Origin of the sequence: Bradyrhizobium sp. Mp27 (assembly GCF_029953005.1) — a bacterium.
Lineage (GTDB): Bacteria > Pseudomonadota > Alphaproteobacteria > Rhizobiales > Xanthobacteraceae > Bradyrhizobium > Bradyrhizobium barranii.
In genome coordinates, this window is record NZ_JASAUS010000024.1 from 1 (window position 1) to 18,716 (window position 18,716).

Below are 18,716 nucleotides of genomic sequence, written 5' to 3' on the forward strand. Positions count from 1 at the left end.
CATAAACGTCCTGCCTGACCGGCTACTGCTGTTCAGCGGCGCTGACGGCGATCATCAGGTGGGGGAGTTTCAAGTGACCATACCCGGGGGATTTTGACCGACCCACGGGGTGACACGCCTGATGGACTGACCCGTGCGATCACCAAGCTCCAGCAGAGGATCTCGATGGCGCCGACGGGCGAAGCAACCGAAGGCCTGCTGCTGCGGATGCGCAAGATGGAGGATCTGAAGCCGTGGGGCTCGATCGTGTACGGGCCCGATAGCAGCAAATGGGGCATTTCGTGGAACCACGCCTCGCGGCGCGCGGCGGTGGCGGACGCGCGCGGCAATTGCGCCGGCGCCAAATGTCCGATCGAGCTCTCCTTCTACGGCAACCGCTGCGGCGCGTTCGCGATATCAGACAAGTCCTGGTCGCTGGTCCAGCGCGACAGCATCCAGCACGCCAGGGATGCCGCGCTTGACGAATGCGGCAAGGCTGGCAAAGCTTGCCGCATTATCGGATCCGTCTGCGCCGACGGCTCCGGCCGCTGATACCTTTTTCATTTCGGATTGTTTCCTCATGCCCAATGCCGTCGTCCGCAAGATCACCCTTGCGTCCCTCCTCAACCTCGCCCTCGCCTCGTCGTCCGCATTCGCACAGTCCGGCAGCGCCGGCGGCTCGATCGGCAACGACGAAAAGTCGTTGTCCGGCTCGCGCCAGGATACTTCTTCAGGCCGCTCGGCCGAACCGGCCGCGCCCTCACGCCGGAGCAAGCCGGCGACCGAGGAACGCTCGTCGCCTCGGCGAAGCGGAGGTGGCGGTGGAGGCGGCGGCGGTGGTTTCGACGGTGCCTGGGCGGTCGTCAGCGTTGGTTGCGGCGGCAGCACGAGCGGCGCTGTCGTCGTGAGCTCGGGCAAGATCATCGGCGAAGGCGTTCGCGGAACCGTCGGCCCGGGCGGCTCGGTCAGCACGTTCGGCCAGGGCCAGGGCGTGACCTTTACCAGCACGGGCCGACTCTCGGGCCGCAGTGGTTCCGGAACGTGGCGCCGCTCCGACGGCTGCGGCGGAACCTGGAGTTCGGCGAAGCAATAGCCCTCGAAAACGCCTGAATTCGCGGCGGAACGAACGCAGCGCAGGCCCGATTCAAGCCACATCCTCTCCGGATTTGCGGCTCATTGCCACCCAAGTCTTTGATGACAAAGGGAGGGTAAAGAGTTGCGTCATGCGTAATCGGGAGACCAGGATGGGCAACCGCACCGCGAAATTCATATCTGCGCTTGTCGGCAGCATCATCGCCGGCGCGCCACTGGCCGCCGTGTCGCAGAATGCGCCGGAGGCAACGAGCACGGCAAATGCCGCCAGCGACTGCCTCGCCTCGCCAAAGGGCGTCGCGCCGCAGGGCCAGCATTGGTACTATCGCGTGGAGCGCGGGACCAAGCGGCAATGCTGGTATCTGCGCGCCGGAGGCGGCAAGGACAGCGCCAAGGACAGCGTCAAGGCCGTGCAGACCGCGCAGGCTGCGCCCGATGCACCGACGGCAGATTCAGCAGCGCCGCAGCAGCGCCCGGTGCAGGACGCACGCGCGGAATATCTGACGCCGCAGGGCAATGCCGCGCCGGCGACGCCGAATGCGCCCGCGCCAGCGAAACCGGCGCCGACGCAACAAGCTGCAACTCCCTCCGCCGACAGCGACGCGCAGCAGCCCGCGGTCGCCACGCGCTGGCCCGATGCCTCCGCCGCGACCACGTCGCCCGAGCCGCAGACTGCGCCCGCTCCTGTTGCCTCGCCTGCACCGCCGAGCACAAAGCCGTCAAAATCCCCTGCCCCGGTCACGCTTGCCACGGCAGATGCCACCACCGACAAAGCGACCGGCTCGCTCCAGACGCTGCTGCTCGTGATCGGTGGCGCGCTGGCGCTCGCCGGCCTCCTCGCCAGCATCATCTATCGCTTTGCGGGCAGACGACGCGTCCGCGTCCAGGCCGCTGACCATCGCCGCGTCAACTGGGACAATCGGGAGCCGCACGACGACGGCCGCGCGCCCTGGCTTGAGGCGACGCCCGCTGCCGCGCCGCGCGCACAGCAGCCGCGCCCGGTGGATTTCGATGCCGCCCGTACCCAGGCGGCCGCGCGTCCCCAAGCTGCCCGGCGCGAAGCCGCGCAGCCCGAGGCCGCGCAGATCAAGGCCGCGCAGCTCAAGGCGATCGATCACGCGATCGATGCCGCCGATCAGCGAGCGCCCCAGGTCCGCCACGAGGTCGCAGAGCTCGACGAGGCCAACATGTTCAACGGAGAGTTCGAGATCGAGGCATCGGCGCCCCGGCTCGCGGCCAACGACATCAATGGCAAAGGGGCGGCCGATCGCGATGACGATCTGCAGATCGAGGACGCCGTCGACGTCGACGTGATCACGGCGATGCTGGAACGGCTGGCGGAGGAAGGACCGCGTCTCGCGAAGCCTAACCTTGAAGCTGGCCTTGCAAACCTCGTACGAAACCAACGAGGCCAGTCCGCCGCTCGCGCTTGAGGCGCTCGGCCTTCAGGATCGACTGCACCTCGGCAAACGCCTCGTCGACCGCGTGGTTGATGACGATGTAGTCGTACTCGGCCCAGTGGCTCATCTCGTGGCTGGCGCGGCTCATGCGCTTGCGGATCACCTCGTCGGAATCCTGCGCGCGCGAATGCAGCCGCTTCTCGAGATCGGCGGCCGAGGGCGGCAAGATGAACACGCTGACGACGTCCGCGCGCGCCTTCTCGCGGAGCTGCTGCGTGCCCTGCCAGTCGATGTCGAACAGCACGTCCTGCCCGGCCGACAGCGCCGCCTCGACCGGCGCACGCGGCGTGCCGTAGCTGTTGTCGAACACCGTCGCCCATTCCAGCAATTCGTCGCCCTTCACCATCGCGTCGAACCTGGCCTTGTCGACGAACAGATAGTCGCGACCGTCGACCTCGCCGGGCCTCATCGCCCGCGTGGTCGCGGAGACCGACATCCGCAGGCCAGTCATGCGCTCGATCAGCAGACGCGACAGCGTCGTCTTGCCCGCGCCCGACGGCGAGGACAGCACGAACATCAATCCACGCCGCTCGACACCGTCAGTTCCATGACCGCCCGTCGTCATCGATCACTCCAGATTCTGGACCTGCTCGCGGAATTGCTCGACCACGTTCTTCATGGCCAGGCCCGTATTGGTCAGCTCGATGTCGTTCGACTTCGAGCAGCAGGTGTTGACCTCGCGGTGAAACTCCTGTGCCAGGAAGTCGAGCTTGCGGCCGATCGGCCCGCCCTTGCCGATCAGCTCGCGCGCCTGCGCGATGTGGGAGGCGATGCGGTCGAGCTCCTCGCGGATGTCGGCCCTGGTGGCGATCAGGATCGCCTCCTGCATCAGGCGGTCGGAATCGAAACGGTCGGAGGTGTCGAGCAGGGTTGTGATCTGCTCGGCGAGCCTCGCCTTGATCGCCTCGGGCTTGCGGCCCGGCGCGGCTTCCGCCTTCCTCGCCAGCACCTCGACCTCGTCAACCCGCTGGGTCAGGATCTGCCCGAGCGACGTGCCCTCGCGCTTGCGCATCTCGACGAGATCGGCGAGCGCCTTGTCGAAGGCCTCCGCGGCCGCGGCACGCGCGGCCTTGTCCTCCTCCTCGTCACCCTCGGGCTCGGCGACCTCGACGACGCCCTTGATGGCGAGCAGGCCATCGACACTCGGCGCGACCGCGTCGACCTTGCCGGCGATCATCGCCGCGGCCTTCAGGACGGCGTTGAGTACGTCCTCGTTGACGCGGACGGAGGCTGCGGCGTTGGCGCGCTTGACGTTGAGATTGGCGTAGACAGTGCCGCGCGACAGAAGCTCACCGGCGCGCTTCTTGGCGTGGGCCTCGAGCTCGTCGAACCCCTGCGGCAACCGCACCCTGAGGTCAAAGCCCTTGGCGTTGACCGACTTCAATTCCCACTCGAACGTATACGGCCCGCTAGCGCCGTGGCTTCGGGCAAAGCCGGTCATGGACGACAGCGCCATCAGGTCAATTTCTCCGGACACAGGATTCGCGAGGCCCATCAGGCCACGCGAATCTTAAGACTATTTTGCAGGAAAGTGGAATCCGCAAAGTCCCGCAGGCAGGTCTGCGCGAACTAGCGCTGGACCACCGGCGGCGACGGCTGCACCGCGCCCTGGCGGGCGGGCGCGGGATTGGCGGGGCGAGTGGCTGGCGGCTTTTTCTGCTGATTGGGCCGCGCCGGCGTGGTCGCAGTCGGCGGATCCGCGGCAGCGCCGGGCGCGGCGGCCGCCGGCGGCTGCGCATCCTCGGCCGGCTCGACCGTGTCGTTCTGGATCTGCTTTTCCATCGCGCGGAGCTTGGCGACGTTCTTCTGATGCGCGTCGTAGGTTTCGGTGAAGGCATGCCCGCCAGTGCCGTCGGCGACGAAATAGAGGTCGCGGGTGCGGGCCGGGTTGGCGGTGGCTTCCAGCGAGGCGCGGCCGGGATTGGAGATCGGGCCGGGCGGCAGTCCCTCGATCACATAGGTGTTGTAGGGCGAAGGCTGCGTGATCTCGCTGCGCTTGATCGGTCGGCCAAGCGTACCCTTGCCGCCGACAAGGCCGTAGATGATGGTCGGATCGGACTGCAGCTTGATTTTCTGCTTGAGCCGGTTGGCGAATACGGCAGCGACACGGCTGCGCTCGTCCGGCTTGCCGGTCTCCTTCTCGACGATCGAGGCCAGCGTCACCAGTTGCTCCGGCGATTTCACCGGAATGTCCTGGCTGCGGCGCTCCCAGATCTCGGCCAGCACGCGCTTGTGCGCCTGTTGCATGCGCTGGATCACCTGATCGCGCGGGGTCCCGCGCGGGAACTTGTAGGTCTCTGGCAGCAGCGTGCCTTCGCGCGGCAACTCGCGCACGCTGCCGGTGAAGATGTCGTTGTCGGACAGCCGCGCCACGATCTGCTCGGAGGTCAGGCCTTCCGGGATCGTGACGGAATGCTGCACCACCTTGCCCTCGACGATGGTGGCGATGACGTCGCGCAAGGAGGCGTTCTTCTGGAACGAATACTCACCCGGCTTCAGGTCCGAGCTCGCCTTCAGCGCGGCGACGCTGGCGATGAACACCCACGGATTGACGTCGGCCACGCCTTCCCGGTTCAGCGTCTCGGCGATGTCGCGCTTGCCGGCCCGCTGCGGGATGTTGACGATCTTGTCTTCCTTCAGCGGCCCCGGCGCCTCGAGCAACTGCCGGCCGTAATAGTAGACGCCGCCGGCGCCCAGCATGGCGATCAGCAAAAGGGTGATGATGGCGTTGCCGACGATCACGAAGGGATTGCGCGCCCGGTCCGATCGCCTCGGCGGCGGCGGAACCTGCTCGGGCTCCAGCGCTGCCCGCGGACTCCGGGGCGAAATGGGCGGCCTTTCACTCATCGAAGCAACCTGAATCCTGCCGGTTCAATCGCGGCCAGACAATCGCTTGCCGAGCCAGATGCACGCGCCCACGGGGTATGACTATCGCTGAATACGGCAAAACGGTGGATTCGTTTCAAACGCAAACTAATGAATCAGGCGGCGGAAGATCACCGACGCGTTGGTACCGCCAAAACCGAAAGAATTCGACAACGCGACATTGACCTCGCGCTTCTTCGCAATGTGCGGCACGAGATCGATCGCAGTCTCGACCGACGGATTGTCCAGATTGATGGTCGGCGGCACGACATTATCGCGAATCGCGAGAATGGCGAAGATCGCCTCGATCGCGCCGGCGGCACCGAGGAGATGGCCGGTCGAGGACTTGGTCGAGGACATCGCGACCTTGGAAGCGGCGTTGCCGAGCAGCCGCTCGACCGCACCGAGCTCGATCTCGTCGCCGAGCGGTGTCGAGGTGCCGTGGGCGTTGATGTAGTCGAGATCGGATGCCGTGAGGCCGGCGCGCTTGAGCGCTGCCGACATGCTGCGGAAGCCGCCATCGCCATCGGGCGACGGCGAGGTGATGTGATAGGCATCGCCCGAAAGACCGTACCCGATCACCTCGGCGTAGATCTTGGCGCCGCGGCGCTGGGCGTGCTCGAGTTCTTCCAGGACGAGGACGCCGGCGCCCTCGCCCATCACGAAGCCGTCGCGGTCCTTGTCGTAGGGACGCGATGCCTTCTCGGGCGTTTCGTTGAAGCCGGTCGAGAGCGCGCGCGCGGCGTTGAAGCCGGCAATGCCGATACGGCTGATCGGCGACTCGGCGCCGCCGGCAACCATGACGTCGGCATCGCCCAGCGCAATCAGACGGGCGGCGTCGCCCACCGCATGTGCGCCGGTCGAGCAGGCCGTGACCACCGAATGGTTCGGCCCCTTCAGGCCGTGCGCGATCGAGACGTAGCCGGAGGCAAGATTGATGAGGCGGCCCGGAATGAAGAACGGCGACACCCGGCGCGGTCCGCGCTCCTTCAGGAGGATCGCGGTTTCGGCAATGCCGGTGAGGCCGCCGATGCCGGAACCGATCATGGTGCCGGTCGCACACTTGTCCTCTTCGGTCTCGGGATGCCAATTGGCATCATCGAGCGCCTGGCCGGCCGCGGCCATGCCGAAGATGATGAAGTCGTCGACCTTGCGCTGGTCCTTCGGCTCCATCCAGGTATCGGGATTGAACGTATCGTTCGTGCCGTCGCCGCGCACAACGGTGCAGGCGTATTTGGTCTGAAGATCGGAGACATCGAAGCTCTCGATCCTGCGTGCGCCGCTTTCGCCGTTGAGGATGCGTTTCCAGGTCGGTTCGACGCCGCAGCCGAGCGGCGACACCATGCCGAGACCAGTGACGACAACCCGCCTCATGTTCGAAAACTCCGCATCGAAAGATTCACGGCCAATAACAAGAAACCGGCTGACCGCTGGTCAGCGGCCCGTCCGGTTTCAATGTTGTCCCCGCGAAAATGAAGAGCCTTAGCTCTTCGCGTTCTTCTCGAGAAACTTCGTGGCGTCGCCGACGGTGAGAATCGTTTCCGCGGCGTCGTCCGGAATCTCGCAACCGAATTCTTCTTCGAACGCCATCACCAGCTCGACGGTGTCCAGACTGTCGGCGCCGAGGTCGTCGATGAAGCTCGCAGCGTCGACAACCTTCTCGGGTTCAACACCAAGGTGTTCGACCACGATCTTCTTAACCCGCTCGCCAATGTCACTCATTGCATAACCTCGTGTTGTTCCCTGTAGACCCGACCCCCCGGGACGATACGAGCCGTCGTGGTCGTTGACTGCCTTCGCTTAAGTACTTTGATTGGCCCCATCTTAACCGATGCAGGCCCGGCGAGACGGCCAAGGCTCCGCATCGCCAATATACAGGGTTTCAAAAACCTGCAATGGCGTTCTTTGCCCATCCGTTGAGCGTCCGGTTATCATACTTCAACTGCCTTGACTACAAGCCTCATTTCGCACCGGAAACGGCCGTTTGCCGCATCCCGCACTGCCCATGTGGGCAGTGCGGAAGGAGACGTCAGATCATGGCCATGCCGCCGTTGACGTGGATGGTTTGTCCCGTGACGTAGGCCGCTTCGTTCGAACTCAGGTAGACGGCGGCGGCTGCGATGTCCTCCGGCGTCCCCAGGCGGGCGGCCGGAACCTTGGCCAGAATCGTCTCGCGTTGCTTGTCGTTGAGCGCATCGGTCATCGGCGTCTTGATGAAGCCCGGCGCAATGCAGTTCGCGGTCACGCCGCGCTTGGCGTATTCGGCACCGAGCGTCTTGATCATGCCGATCAGGCCGGCCTTCGATGCCGTGTAGTTGCCCTGCCCGGGATTGCCGGTGACGCCGACGATCGACGTGATGGCAATGATACGACCGAAGCGCTTGCGCATCATCAGCTTGGTCGCGGCGCGCGCCAGGCGGAAGGTCGAGGTCAGATTGATGTTGATGACCTCCTCCCAGTCCTCGTCACGGAGCTGGACGAAGAGATTGTCACGGGTGATGCCGGCATTGGCGACGAGAATGTCGACCTGTCCCATCGCGGCTTCCGCAGCGGGCACCAGCGCCTCGACCTCGTCGGCCTTGGAAAGATTGCAGGGCAGCACATGGGTACGCTCGCCGAGCTTGCCGGCAAGCTCATCCAGCACTTCCTTGCGCGTTCCGGAAATCGCAACGGTAGCACCCTGCGCGTGCAGCGCCTGCGCGATCGCGCCGCCGATGCCGCCGGTCGCGCCGGTGACGAGCGCCTTTTTGCCAGTCAGGTCGAACATTGAAAAACTCCTTCAGGCCTGCTTCGTAGCGGCCAATGCATCCTTGGCAGCGGCAATGTCGTTAGGACCACCGACCGACACGCCGACAGCGCCGTCCGCAATGCGCTTGACGAGACCCGACAGCACCTTGCCAGCGCCGATCTCGAAGAAGCGGTTGACGCCCTGCCCTGCCATATAGGCAACCGACTCGCGCCAGCGCACCGTGCCGGTGACCTGCTCGACCAGGCGGCGACGGATCTCGTCGGGATCGCTGATGGCGCTCGCCAGCACGTTCGACACCAGCGGCGCCGCCGGCGCCTTGATCGTGACCTTCGCCAGCGCCTCCGCCATGGCGTCGGCGGCGGGCTGCATCAACTTGCAATGGAACGGTGCGGACACCGGCAGCAGCATTGCGCGCTTGGCGCCCTTGGTCTTGGCGATCTCGACGGCGCGATCGACCGCAGCCTTGTCGCCGGAGACGACCACCTGCCCGCCGCCATTGTCGTTGGCGGCCTGGCAGACCTGGCCCTGTGCCGCCTCGCCTGCGACCTCCATCGCGGCCTCGTAGTCGAGACCAAGGAGAGCGGCCATCGCGCCGGCGCCGACCGGCACGGCTTTTTGCATTGCGAGACCGCGGGTGCGAAGCAACCGCGCGGTATCCGAGATTGTCAGGCTGCTGGCCGCAGCCAGCGCCGAATATTCACCGAGCGAGTGGCCGGCGACGAAGGCCGCGTCCCGCCCCACGGAAAATCCGGCTTCAGCCTCCAGCACGCGCAGGGTGGCGACGGATACCGCCATCAGCGCCGGCTGGGCGTTCTCGGTAAGCTGGAGCGTTTCTGCAGGACCATCCCAGATGATCGCCGTCAGCTTCTCCCCAAGCGCGGCATCGACCTCGTCGAACACGGCGCGCGCCACCGGAAAGGCGTCGGCTAGGGCCTTGCCCATGCCAACCGCCTGGGACCCCTGCCCTGGAAATGTGAATGCTGCCGTCATCGGCGCTCCCTGCTTGTCGGGCATGATCCCTGCGAGAACCGGCAGCCGATGACGCACGGCCTTAGGCCATGGTTCCGGATCATACTCCAAAGGGGGCCGTAGACACTGTCCGGGCCCGGAATGTCAAGCCAAGATAGGAACTTCGCCCGGGATTCAACGGGGAATGCTGGCGCTAAAATCCACCATTGGTCTGATTGGCGTCGACCGCCGCCCCTGCCTGCGCGCGGCGCGCGCTGTTCACGAGTTGCCCCGGCCGGTCATCCCGGTCCGGCTTCGCGGTCGCCAGCCGCAGCACCGCGGCGTAGCCCGGCTGCACCTCCATGCGGCCGGCGTGCCGGCTCGCACTCAGCAGGCGATGCACCTTCGGCAGATTGTAGCAGGGCACGTAGAACAACAGATGATGCTCGAGGTGATAGTTCACGTAGTACGGCGCGATGAACAACCGCTCGAGGAAATTCGCATGCGTGGTGCGAGTGTTGCGCAAGGGATCGCTGCTGTCGGGCACGACGGCGTGCTCGGCGATGTTGCGGATGCGGGTGATGACCATCATCCAGGTCAACAGCGGCACCAGCCATAAAAGCGGATAGGCCCACCACACGCCGGCCGCCGCGAGCGCTGCGAACATCGCGGCATTGGCGAGGCATTGCGGACCGAGCTTCTCCCAGAAATGCGCCGCGCGCTGCCGCAACGTCCAGTCCTTCGGCCCGAGCGCATTGAGCAGTTGCGCCTTGCGCTGCTGGTAGCCGGTCTGCCCGGTGATGTCGCGAATGAACTTGCGGCGATAGCTCAGCCTGGTGATCGGAAACGGCGCCGACAGCACGAGATCGGGGTCGTCCTCCTGCTGGGTGCGTCCGTGATGCTGAAGGTGATAGCGCCGATAGCTGCGCGTCTCCGCGAAGAGAGGATAGGCGCAGAACCATTGGCTCAGGGCCAGATTGGTCTTCTCGTCAGCGGACAGGCAGCCATGCGCGCCGTCATGCATCAGGATTGCGAGCCCGAGCTGGCGCGAACCGATGATGGCAACGGCGAGAATGTAGGTAATCGGGTTGGGCCACCACGCCACCAACACGATCGATGCGATAATGAGTGCCCAGGCGTGGGCGATCAGCGCGACGCCTTTCCAGGTCACGCGCTGGCGCACGTCGGCGAGCTGGTCGTCGGTCAGGAAATCGCGGGCACGCATGCGAAGTGCGGTCATGGCCTAACCCTCCTCATTCGGACTGCCAGATGCGTCGCGCTCGTCGACCAGACGGAGCCGCGCCGTGTCGCTGGCTGATTTCGCCTGCTCGCCGAGCACACGCAGCATCTCGGCGCATAATTCATCCGGCGACCGGCCCATGGCGTATCCCTCGAGAATGACGCCGATGGCGACGGCCCAGAACCGCCGCGAGCTTTCGTCGGGCGCACGCAGGGAGCGCCAGCCGTGCCGCGCGACCTGGCTCGCATAGGCGCGTGCGCCTTCACCGTGCAGGCGCTCGATGGTGCGCTCGACCAGCGGCGCAAGATCCTGGCGCCGCCGGGTCAGCGTCAGCGCCTCGGCGAAGAAGGCGACCGAATCGCTTGCCGTCACGGTCTCTGCCAGCGCACGGGTGTAGTCCCGCGGCGTGCGCGCTTTCAGCGCCGCCTGCTCCGTCGCCCGCGCCAGATACAGCAGCTCGCGGCAGGCGCATTCCACGAACAGCGCCTCCTTGGTGCGGAAGTAATAGGTGATCTGGCTCGGGAACGCGTCCGCGGCGGCGGCGATGTCGGTGATGGCCGTGCCGGACAGCCCCCGCTCCCTGAACAGCGGGCTCGCCGCATCCAGCAGCAGCGACCGCATTTTGCGGCCGGCCGAACGTGTGGCCCGTGCAGCATGCTTGGGGTCGCCAGCCGCCTCTAACGGCTCATGGACCGACTTTTCCGCCATTGGGGTCCTCTGCGTTGATTTCTTTGTATGCTATACAAACAAATAAATCAAGCTGATGTGGTGCGGGGGATCGGTCCCGCTCCCCGCACCGGAACCATCCGGGGCCGAAAGCACGGCCTCCAACCTTGCAAAGCCGGCCAAAATCCGTATAAGCGCGCCATCCGCAGACCCCGGCCGGGAGCTGAACGGACGGTCTCAGCAAATCATTCGTGATTTTGATATGGCAGGGCCAGTCGGCCCGTCGTCCCGTGTTTCCGCCTTCTGAGCTTAATCCCAGAGTCCTTTCCGAAGGCCTCTTAAGGGCTTGACGCCGGGCGATGCGCCAACATGAGGAAAGGACCATTATGGCTCTCTATGAGCATGTTTTTCTCGCGCGCCAGGACGCGAGCACGCAGCAGGTCGAAGAGCTGACTGCGCAGATGACCGGCATCGTCGAGGGTCTCGGCGGCAAGGTCACCAAGACCGAGAATTGGGGCGTTCGCTCCCTTACCTACCGCATGAACAAGAACCGCAAGGCGCATTTCGTGCTGCTCAACATCGACGCGCCGTCCGCGGCGATCGCCGAGATCGAGCGCCAGGAGCGCATCAGCGAAGACGTGATCCGCTATCTCAGCGTCCGCGTCGAGGAGCTCGAGGAAGGCCCGTCGGCGATGATGCGCAAGGCCGACCGTGACCGCGAGCGTGACGACCGTGGCGGCGGCTTCCGCGGCGATCGTGAAGGCGGTGGCTTCCGTGGCGACCGCGAGGGTGGTTTCCGTGGCGGCGATCGCGACGGTGGTGGCTTCCGCGGTGACCGCGGTCCGCGCCGTCCGCGCGACGAAGCTGAAACGACAACGCCGGATGCGGAGTAAGATCAATGGCTGAAGCTGGTGCACGCCGTCCGTTTTTCCGTCGTCGCAAGAGCTGCCCGTTCACGGGCGCAAATGCTCCGAAGATCGACTACAAGGACTCCAAGCTCTTAATGCGCTACGTCTCCGAGCGCGGCAAGATCGTGCCGAGCCGCATCACCGCGGTGTCGGCCAAGAAGCAGCGTGAGCTCGCCCGCGCCATCAAGCGCGCGCGCTTCCTGGGCCTGCTGCCCTACGTCATTCGCTAAGACGAATTCGGCCGGCGGCGACATCGCCGCCGGCCGCGCTTTTTTGGTTTCATAAGGCTTCCGGGTCGTCCGGTCGCCGATGGTTGGGGCGAGATGCCTCTAACCGCTCGAAGGGAGCGGGACAGCTGATGATGACTCTTGGACTGATAGCCCTGATCGCCGGCGCTGCGTCGGCCCTGATGTTCGCCTCGATCGTGTCGGGCGCGCTGATCTCGCTCGTCCTGTTCTATCTCGCGCCGCTGCCGCTGATGGTCGCCTCGATCGGCTGGGGCCCGCTTTGCGCGAGCCTCGGCGGCATCGCCGCTGCGATCGGCCTCGGCGCCCTGTTCGGCCTGCCCTACTGCATCGCCTTTGCCGTCACCGTCGCGCTGCCCGCGTGGTGGCTTGGCCATCTCGCCCTGCTCAGCCGGCGTCTTGGACCCGTCGCGCCGGAAGCCGCCACCGAGCCGCCGGCCGAGCCCGAACTCGAATGGTATCCGGTCGGCCGCATCCTGCTGTGGATCGCGGGCTTCGCCGCGCTGACCACGATCGCCGCCCTGCTCACGCTCGGCACCGATGCCGAGACCATCACCGCCACGCTGCGGCGCGGCTTGATGCGCCTGCTCCGCACCGCCGACCCGCAGACATCAGGCGAAGCCGGTCAGTTCGTCGACGCACTGGTGCTGATCGCCCCGGCCGCCGCCACCATCGTCGCGATGATGACGCTCACCCTCAATCTCTGGCTCAGCGCCAAGATAACGGCGACATCGGGCCGCCTGCTGCGTCCGTGGCCGGACATGATGACGGCCGAGCTGCCGCCGATGACGCTGGTGGCGCTCTGCATCGCGCTCGCGTTCTGCTTCACCGGCGGGTTGCTCGCGATGGTCGCGCAGATCACGACGGCGGCGCTGATGATGGGCTATGCGCTGACCGGTTTTGCCGTGCTGCATACGCTGACGCTGGCGCTGAAGAGCCGCACATTCTGGCTCGGCTCGACCTATGCCGTCGTCGTCGTGTTCGGCTGGCCCGTCATCGCGATGGTGATCCTCGGCCTCGCGGATGCCGTGTTCGGCTTCCGCGAGCGCTTCCTGCGCAGCCGCCAGCCACCGCCGCTGCCGACCTCTTAAGTTCAACCCCAAAACCCAACTCACTCAACACTTCAAAGGAGAACGAATATGGAAGTCATTTTGCTGGAACGCGTGAGCAAGCTCGGCCAGATGGGCGAAGTCGTGAAGGTTCGCGACGGCTACGCCCGCAATTTCCTGCTCAAGCGCGGCAAGGCGCTGCGCGCCACCGCCGACAACCGCGCCAAGTACGACGGCATGAAGGCCGAGCTCGAGGCTCGCAACCTCCAGTCCAAGGGCGAGGCGTCCAAGATCGCCGAGAAGATCGAGGGCAAGAACATCATCGTGATCCGTCAGGCCTCGGAAGCCGGCCAGTTGTTCGGCTCGGTCACCGTGCGTGACGTCGTCGTGGCGTTCGAAGCCGACGGCGTTTCGCTGGCCCGCCCGCAGGTGCAGCTCGACGCGCCGATCAAGACCATCGGCAAGCACACCATCACCGTCGCGGTTCACCCCGAGGTCGAGGTCGAGGTCAGCGTCACGGTTGCGCGCAGCCAGGACGAAGCCGAGCGCATCAACCGCGGCGAGGACATCTCGACCCGCAACGAGGACCGCGATGCGGCCGCCGAGGCGATCGCCGCCGCCGGCGAGTTCTTCGATCCGGAAGCCCAGCACGACGACGAGCCGGCGCCGGCTGCAGACGAGACCGAGAAGTAAGACCCGCGTTCGCGCGAGGCTGCGAAGCCCGGCCGCCTCAGGCGGCCGGGCTTTTCGTTTTCGCGGCGACGTCCTCGCTCAGCATCGCGATCGAGGCGAGCGCAGTTGCCGTGTGCTTCTCGACACCGTCGTTGACGCAAAACACGTCGGCCGCGACCACCGAGACCCTGGCGGCCCGGCTTGATCACCCTGGCCCGGCAGATCAGTTTCTCGCCAACCGCCGGCGATAACAGATTGAGCTTGTATTCCGCCGTCAACGCCGGCTGGCCGCGCGAGGTCGCCGCGGCGATCGTCGTGGCGTTGTCGACCAGGAAGGCGGTGACGCCGCCATGGAAGAAGCCGTGCTGCTGGAGCAGCTCGGGCCGGCGCGCAACCGCAATCGTGCAGGTCCCGCGCGACAATTCCGAGAGCTCGGCGCCCACCAGGTTCATAAAACCCTGCCGGCCGACATTGGCGTGGATGCGCTCGGCTACGGCTGCGAATTCGGGATCTGCTTCGGCTCGCATGCGGCTTCTCCTTATTGCTTGTGGATGCGATCGGGCGGCCGCAGTGCACGGTTGGCACAGGCGACAAGCGTGTCGGCTTCGCTGCGCGGATCGGCGCGGTCACGTCCCGAGAGAAAGGCGCGGCAGAAGATCTGGGCAGGGCCGATGAGCTGGCTGACGAACATCACCGGCGTCATCGGCAAAAGCTCGCCGCCGGCAACCAACGGCGCGCGCCAGCACTCGATGCCTTCGGCAAGGCGCGCATTCTGCGCGCGCTGGGCGTCGCGGACGTCCTCGCTCCATTCGCTGCGCGAGATCTCGAAGAGATACCGGGCCTCGCGCCGACTCGACACCACCCAGTCGAGATGGGCCCGGATCAGCCGATCGATGCCCTGCCCGGCACTCGGCATCGGATCGAGCGCGGCCAGCACTGCGGCGTGATAGTGCCGCAGCACCTCCAGGAACAGCGCACCCGCCAGTTCCTTCTTCGATCCGAAGACATGAAAGAAGCTGCCGTTGGAGGCGCGTGCCCGGGCGCGGATCGCGGCCACCGTCGCAGCCTCGAAGCCGACACGGTCGAATACGAAAAGCCCGGCCGCCAACAGGTCGTCACGCACGCTCGTCGTCATCGACGCCTCCTAGAGCATAACTCTAGAGCATTGCTCTAATCGCGGTCAAGACGATGCGAAGGCCGCGATGCGGGCGGCCTTCGCAAATCGACGGAAAATCTGGCTCGCTTAGCGCGAAATCGGCGGTGTGGGCGCACCGGACGAGTCGGCTGGCGCCGCGGGCGGGGCCGCAGCGGTCGCGGGCGCCGCAGGCTCCTGCGGCTTGGTTGCCGGCTCGGAGCTCGCAGCAGGCGCGACCGGCTTGGGAGCAGCCTCCTCCGCCGGCTTGGCCTCGGCGGGCTTCGCGGCGGCAGACGGTGCAGCCGGCGTGACCTGCGGCACCGGATCGGGCCGCAACGCCGGCGTATCGCTGCCGCGCGGCTCGACCTTGGCACTATCCGGCCTGGCCTCAGCGGGCTTCTCCGCCGGCTTGCTCTCGGGCTTCGCCTCGTCACGGCCGGGCTCGACCTTGGCCGTGTCGGGCTTGGCCATATCCGGCTTGGTCTCGGCCTTCGGTTCGCTCTTTTTGTCTTCAATGGCCGGCGCGGCGGCGTCGACCTTCGGTGCTTCCTCGGTCCCGGGCTTGGCGCGACGCCTAGCTTTGCGTCCCTCCGGCGCTGCCTGGCCCTCGGGCCTCGCACCTTCCTTCGATCCTTCCTCGGGTGGCCGTGCCGCGCGCTTCTGACGAGCGCCCTCGGGCGCGACAGCGGCAGCCTCGCCGTCCGGCTTGGCGGCGTCCTGGGAGCGCTGGCGGCGCCCCTGATGCTCCGGAGCGGTATTGACTTCCTTCTCCCTGGCGGCGCCGTCCCTTTTGTCCTTGCCGTCCTTGGCCTGGTAGCGCGTGTCGGTGGCACCGTTGGAGACGAGATAGGACGCGAGCACGCCGGCCATGTCGGAGCTGGTCGTGTAGTGCTGGCGCAGGAAGCCCGGCAGCGAGCCCGGCGCCACCGTCTTCAACAGGCCGCGCGGGCTCTTGTGGCAGGCACTGCAGGTCTGCGCGAAAAGCTGGGATGGGGCCTTGCCGGCCTCGAGGTTCGTCGCCTGCGCAAGGACGGTATCGGTCGCGCCGAAGCCGATCAGAAGCAATACCGTCGCGAGGCTGAGCGCTCGGCTCGACATTCCCATCATCTCCATTGAATTTACGCGAGTGCAGCCGGCATAAGGCGCGGCGGCGGGTCACCTTTTAGCGGATTGAGCCGCGAATGGAAGCAGCCTCCACACGCAAGGATGTGATTAAGCGCTTTTGGAATATCGGCTGTGATCACAGCGCAATAGCGCTGCAGCTCGTTCGAATGCCGGTGGCCTCGCGAGACGACGCGCCGCCCGTCGGAAGCGGCACATCGTCGCAAAGTCACGACGCCGCAGACGCCCGTCATCGTGCGCGCGAAGGCGGCGCCGAACCCGGGCCTGACGCTGGTTGGTGAATGAATCCTAATGACGCAGGGTCGAGATCTGGGACGATCGGAGAGAGGCTGTTAACGCCAGTTGCGCCCGCAGGTCCGCGAGGGTCTCGGGCGAGACCGGCTCGCGCCGCACTTCGGGCCGCTCGGCGTGCTGCATGGCCGCGATCAGCCCCGACAGCCAAAGCCGGCTGGCCGCCTCGCTTCGCCAGTTCTGGTGCTGCCGTTCTGGCCGCATCGCTCGCCTCGTTCCCTGGTGGCGGGAGACAACCCCCAGCCCGCCTTCCTGTTCCGGGTCGTACCCCGAAAGAATCCGAGGACATGTGATCTGTTTCACATAAGTCTCGTCGGGCCCGGCTTAGACCGTCGCCATGAGCAAGCGGACCCAAACCTCATTCGACGTGCAGGACGACCTCCGCACCGATTACGCCCTGATCGCCACCGGCGTCGGAGCGGCCCTGGTTGCGCTGATCTACCTCCTGCTGGTCTGAATCCGAACCCAAAGCTCCCGGCGTGCGTCATTTCGCGCGCTTCTTGATACGTCTGCGCCCCAATCCATTAGGTTCATGTCACCCGGAGTTTTCCGCGGCGCGGTCACGGCGCCTTCCGGGACGGGCGAGTTCCGCAAAAATCCGTCAAGCACGCCGCGTGCCGCGGCTGCCAATCATCCACCATTTTTACTCAGCGGTTGATAGCGGCCAGCTTTTGCTTCCGCTTTGGCCTGAGGCGGCGCTTTATCCCGGCCCCGTATCCGCCCCAGAAAATTGCTAACGCTCGACCATGGCCCTGACTGATTCGAACGTCCTCAAACTCGCGCCCGAGCCCGGAACTCCGGCGTATCGGAGCGCGCCGCATAATATCGAGGCGGAACAGAGCCTTCTCGGCGCGATCCTGGTCAACAACGACGCCTTCTACCGCGTCTCCGACTTCCTCGAGCCGAAGCATTATTTCGAGCCGCTGCATCAGACCATCTACGAGACCGCCGCCAGCCTGATCCGGATGGGCAAGATCGCCACGCCCGTCACGCTGAAGACGTTCCTCCCCGCCGACACCGATGTCGGCGGCATGACCATCGGGCAATATCTGGCGCGGCTCGCGGCTGAGGCGACCACCATCATCAACGCCCAGGACTATGGCCGCACCATCTACGATCTGGCGCTGCGACGCGACCTGATCGGCATCGGCGAGGACATGGTCAATGTCGCCTATGACGCACCGGTCGACTTCGCGCCGCGGGCGCAGATCGAGGACGCCGAGCGCCGCCTGTACGAGCTCGCCGAATCCGGCCGCTATGACGGCGGCTTCCAGAAATTCTCGCAGGCGTTGGCGGTCGCGGTCGATCTCGCGGCCAAAGCGTTCCAGCGCGATGGAAAGCTGTCCGGCATCTCGACCGGCATGCGCGACCTCGACACCAAGATGGGCGGCCTCCAGCACTCCGACCTCATCATCGTGGCGGGACGCCCGGGCATGGGCAAGACTTCGCTGGCGACCAACATCGCCTACAACGTCGCCAAGGCCTATGTCGGCGAGGTCCAGGCTGACGGCACCATGAAGGCCGCCAATGGCGGCGTGATCGGCTTCTTCTCCTGCGAAATGTCGGCCGACCAGCTCGCCACGCGTATCGTCGCCGAGCGCACCGGCATTCCCTCCTCCCACATCCGCCGCGGCGGCATCTCGGAAGCCGATTTCGACAAGATCCGGGAAGTCTCGATCGAGCTGCAGTCGCTGCCGTTCTATGTCGACGCGACCGGCGGCCTGTCGATCGCGCAGCTGATGGCACGCGCGCGCCGGCTGAAGCGGCAGAAGGGCCTCGATCTCCTCGTGATCGACTACATCCAGTTGCTCTCCGGATCCGGCAAGCGGAGTGACAACCGAGTACAGGAAATCACGGAGATCACGACCAGCCTGAAGGCGCTCGCCAAGGAGCTCAATGTTCCGGTCATCGCGCTGTCCCAGCTCTCACGCCAGGTCGAATCCCGCGACGACAAACGGCCGCAGCTCTCCGACTTGCGTGAATCCGGATCAATCGAGCAAGACGCCGACGTCGTGCTGTTCGTTTACCGCGAGGAATATTACCTCGCGATGAAGGAGCCGCGCCCCGGCACGCCCGAACACGAGAAGTGGCAGCTTGACATGAGTCTTGCGCACGGAAAGGCCGAGGTCATCATCGGCAAGCAGCGTCACGGCCCGACAGGCACCGTCGATTTGGCGTTCGAAGCCTCGGTCACGCGGTTCGGCGACCTCGCGCCTGACAGTCAGTTGCCGGTTCGCAGCGGCAACGACTACTGAGTTCCTTGAACCAGACCGGCCTCTTGCGTAAAACGGCGCC

The 18,716-nt window shown here is 65.8% G+C and carries 19 protein-coding genes and 2 pseudogenes; 8 read left to right on the top strand and 13 right to left on the bottom strand.

Translation table 11 applies throughout. The features are described 5' to 3' along the window. Positions 1 to 99 precede the first annotated feature (99 nt). The 3 genes and pseudogenes from QJT78_RS15280 to QJT78_RS15290 form a co-directional block, all read left to right on the top strand. A pseudogene (locus QJT78_RS15280) lies at positions 100 to 531 on the top strand (DUF4189 domain-containing protein); the annotation flags it as partial. A gap of 28 nt (positions 532 to 559) precedes the next feature. After that, positions 560 to 1,072 carry a hypothetical protein gene (locus QJT78_RS15285; RefSeq protein ID WP_028147735.1) on the top strand — a complete coding sequence of 171 codons (513 nt, stop codon included), beginning with the start codon at positions 560 to 562 and terminating at the stop codon, positions 1,070 to 1,072. Positions 1,073 to 1,202: 130 nt separating this feature from the next. Beyond that, positions 1,203 to 2,504, top strand: a complete 1,302-nt coding sequence (locus QJT78_RS15290) for a hypothetical protein (protein WP_240537564.1) — start codon at positions 1,203 to 1,205, stop codon at positions 2,502 to 2,504. Here QJT78_RS15290 and gmk read toward each other — a convergent pair. The 9 genes from gmk to QJT78_RS15335 all read right to left on the bottom strand — a co-directional run bounded on the left by gmk (position 2,437) and on the right by QJT78_RS15335 (position 11,041). Further along, a complete protein-coding gene (gene gmk / locus QJT78_RS15295) occupies positions 2,437 to 3,096 on the bottom strand; it encodes a guanylate kinase (RefSeq protein ID WP_028147733.1) in 660 nt (219 codons plus the stop codon). The two genes, QJT78_RS15290 and gmk, sit on opposite strands and share 68 nt — an antisense overlap. A 3-nt stretch (positions 3,097 to 3,099) precedes the next feature. After that, positions 3,100 to 3,987 carry a YicC/YloC family endoribonuclease gene (locus QJT78_RS15300; protein ID WP_028147732.1) on the bottom strand — a complete coding sequence of 296 codons (888 nt, stop codon included), beginning with the start codon at positions 3,985 to 3,987 and terminating at the stop codon, positions 3,100 to 3,102. Between the two features lie 113 nt (positions 3,988 to 4,100). After that, entirely contained in the window at positions 4,101 to 5,378 is a 1,278-nt protein-coding gene (gene mltG / locus QJT78_RS15305) for an endolytic transglycosylase MltG (RefSeq protein ID WP_028147731.1), read from the bottom strand. 126 nt (positions 5,379 to 5,504) lie between these two features. Then, complete coding sequence (fabF, locus tag QJT78_RS15310) at positions 5,505 to 6,770, bottom strand: beta-ketoacyl-ACP synthase II (protein WP_028147730.1); 1,266 nt, start codon at positions 6,768 to 6,770, stop codon at positions 5,505 to 5,507. 108 nt (positions 6,771 to 6,878) lie between these two features. After that, positions 6,879 to 7,118, bottom strand: coding sequence for an acyl carrier protein (locus QJT78_RS15315; protein ID WP_008130699.1), 240 nt, complete (start codon positions 7,116 to 7,118; stop codon positions 6,879 to 6,881). Between the two features lie 307 nt (positions 7,119 to 7,425). Beyond that, positions 7,426 to 8,163 (bottom strand): 3-oxoacyl-[acyl-carrier-protein] reductase, encoded by a 738-nt coding sequence (gene fabG / locus QJT78_RS15320; RefSeq protein WP_028147729.1) that lies wholly within the window; start codon positions 8,161 to 8,163, stop codon positions 7,426 to 7,428. A 12-nt stretch (positions 8,164 to 8,175) separates the two neighbouring features. Continuing rightward, on the bottom strand, positions 8,176 to 9,135 hold the full coding sequence (gene fabD, locus QJT78_RS15325; protein WP_028147728.1) for an ACP S-malonyltransferase: 960 nt from the start codon (positions 9,133 to 9,135) through the stop codon (positions 8,176 to 8,178). Between the two features lie 172 nt (positions 9,136 to 9,307). Continuing rightward, positions 9,308 to 10,333 carry a fatty acid desaturase family protein gene (locus tag QJT78_RS15330; protein WP_028147727.1) on the bottom strand — a complete coding sequence of 342 codons (1,026 nt, stop codon included), beginning with the start codon at positions 10,331 to 10,333 and terminating at the stop codon, positions 9,308 to 9,310. 3 nt (positions 10,334 to 10,336) lie between these two features. Next, positions 10,337 to 11,041, bottom strand: coding sequence for a TetR/AcrR family transcriptional regulator C-terminal domain-containing protein (locus QJT78_RS15335; protein ID WP_038942933.1), 705 nt, complete (start codon positions 11,039 to 11,041; stop codon positions 10,337 to 10,339). Between the two features lie 344 nt (positions 11,042 to 11,385). Here QJT78_RS15335 and rpsF point away from each other — a divergent pair, with 344 nt between their 5' ends. The 4 genes from rpsF (at position 11,386) to rplI (ending at position 13,894) form a co-directional block, all read left to right on the top strand. Further along, a complete protein-coding gene (gene rpsF, locus QJT78_RS15340; RefSeq protein ID WP_014495806.1) occupies positions 11,386 to 11,892 on the top strand; it encodes a 30S ribosomal protein S6 in 507 nt (168 codons plus the stop codon). Positions 11,893 to 11,897: 5 nt separating this feature from the next. After that, complete coding sequence (rpsR, locus tag QJT78_RS15345) at positions 11,898 to 12,137, top strand: 30S ribosomal protein S18 (protein WP_007592020.1); 240 nt, start codon at positions 11,898 to 11,900, stop codon at positions 12,135 to 12,137. A gap of 128 nt (positions 12,138 to 12,265) precedes the next feature. Then, a complete protein-coding gene (locus tag QJT78_RS15350) occupies positions 12,266 to 13,243 on the top strand; it encodes a membrane protein (RefSeq protein WP_028149709.1) in 978 nt (325 codons plus the stop codon). A gap of 48 nt (positions 13,244 to 13,291) precedes the next feature. Next, complete coding sequence (gene rplI / locus QJT78_RS15355) at positions 13,292 to 13,894, top strand: 50S ribosomal protein L9 (protein ID WP_028149710.1); 603 nt, start codon at positions 13,292 to 13,294, stop codon at positions 13,892 to 13,894. Positions 13,895 to 13,931: 37 nt separating this feature from the next. On the opposite strand, the pseudogene QJT78_RS15360 reads toward rplI, so the two are convergent. The 4 genes and pseudogenes from QJT78_RS15360 to QJT78_RS15375 form a co-directional block, all read right to left on the bottom strand. After that, positions 13,932 to 14,400: pseudogene (locus QJT78_RS15360) on the bottom strand (PaaI family thioesterase). Positions 14,401 to 14,411: 11 nt separating this feature from the next. Next, the gene (locus QJT78_RS15365) at positions 14,412 to 15,008 is read right to left on the bottom strand and encodes a TetR/AcrR family transcriptional regulator (protein ID WP_028149712.1); all 597 of its coding nucleotides are present in this window, start codon (positions 15,006 to 15,008) and stop codon (positions 14,412 to 14,414) included. A gap of 108 nt (positions 15,009 to 15,116) precedes the next feature. After that, on the bottom strand, positions 15,117 to 16,106 hold the full coding sequence (locus tag QJT78_RS15370) for a hypothetical protein (RefSeq protein WP_028149713.1): 990 nt from the start codon (positions 16,104 to 16,106) through the stop codon (positions 15,117 to 15,119). A 312-nt stretch (positions 16,107 to 16,418) separates the two neighbouring features. After that, the gene (locus tag QJT78_RS15375) at positions 16,419 to 16,724 is read right to left on the bottom strand and encodes a hypothetical protein (protein WP_244433204.1); all 306 of its coding nucleotides are present in this window, start codon (positions 16,722 to 16,724) and stop codon (positions 16,419 to 16,421) included. 443 nt (positions 16,725 to 17,167) lie between these two features. Here QJT78_RS15375 and QJT78_RS15380 point away from each other — a divergent pair, with 443 nt between their 5' ends. Beyond that, positions 17,168 to 18,676, top strand: coding sequence for a replicative DNA helicase (locus QJT78_RS15380; protein ID WP_028149716.1), 1,509 nt, complete (start codon positions 17,168 to 17,170; stop codon positions 18,674 to 18,676). Positions 18,677 to 18,716: the final 40 nt, after the last annotated feature.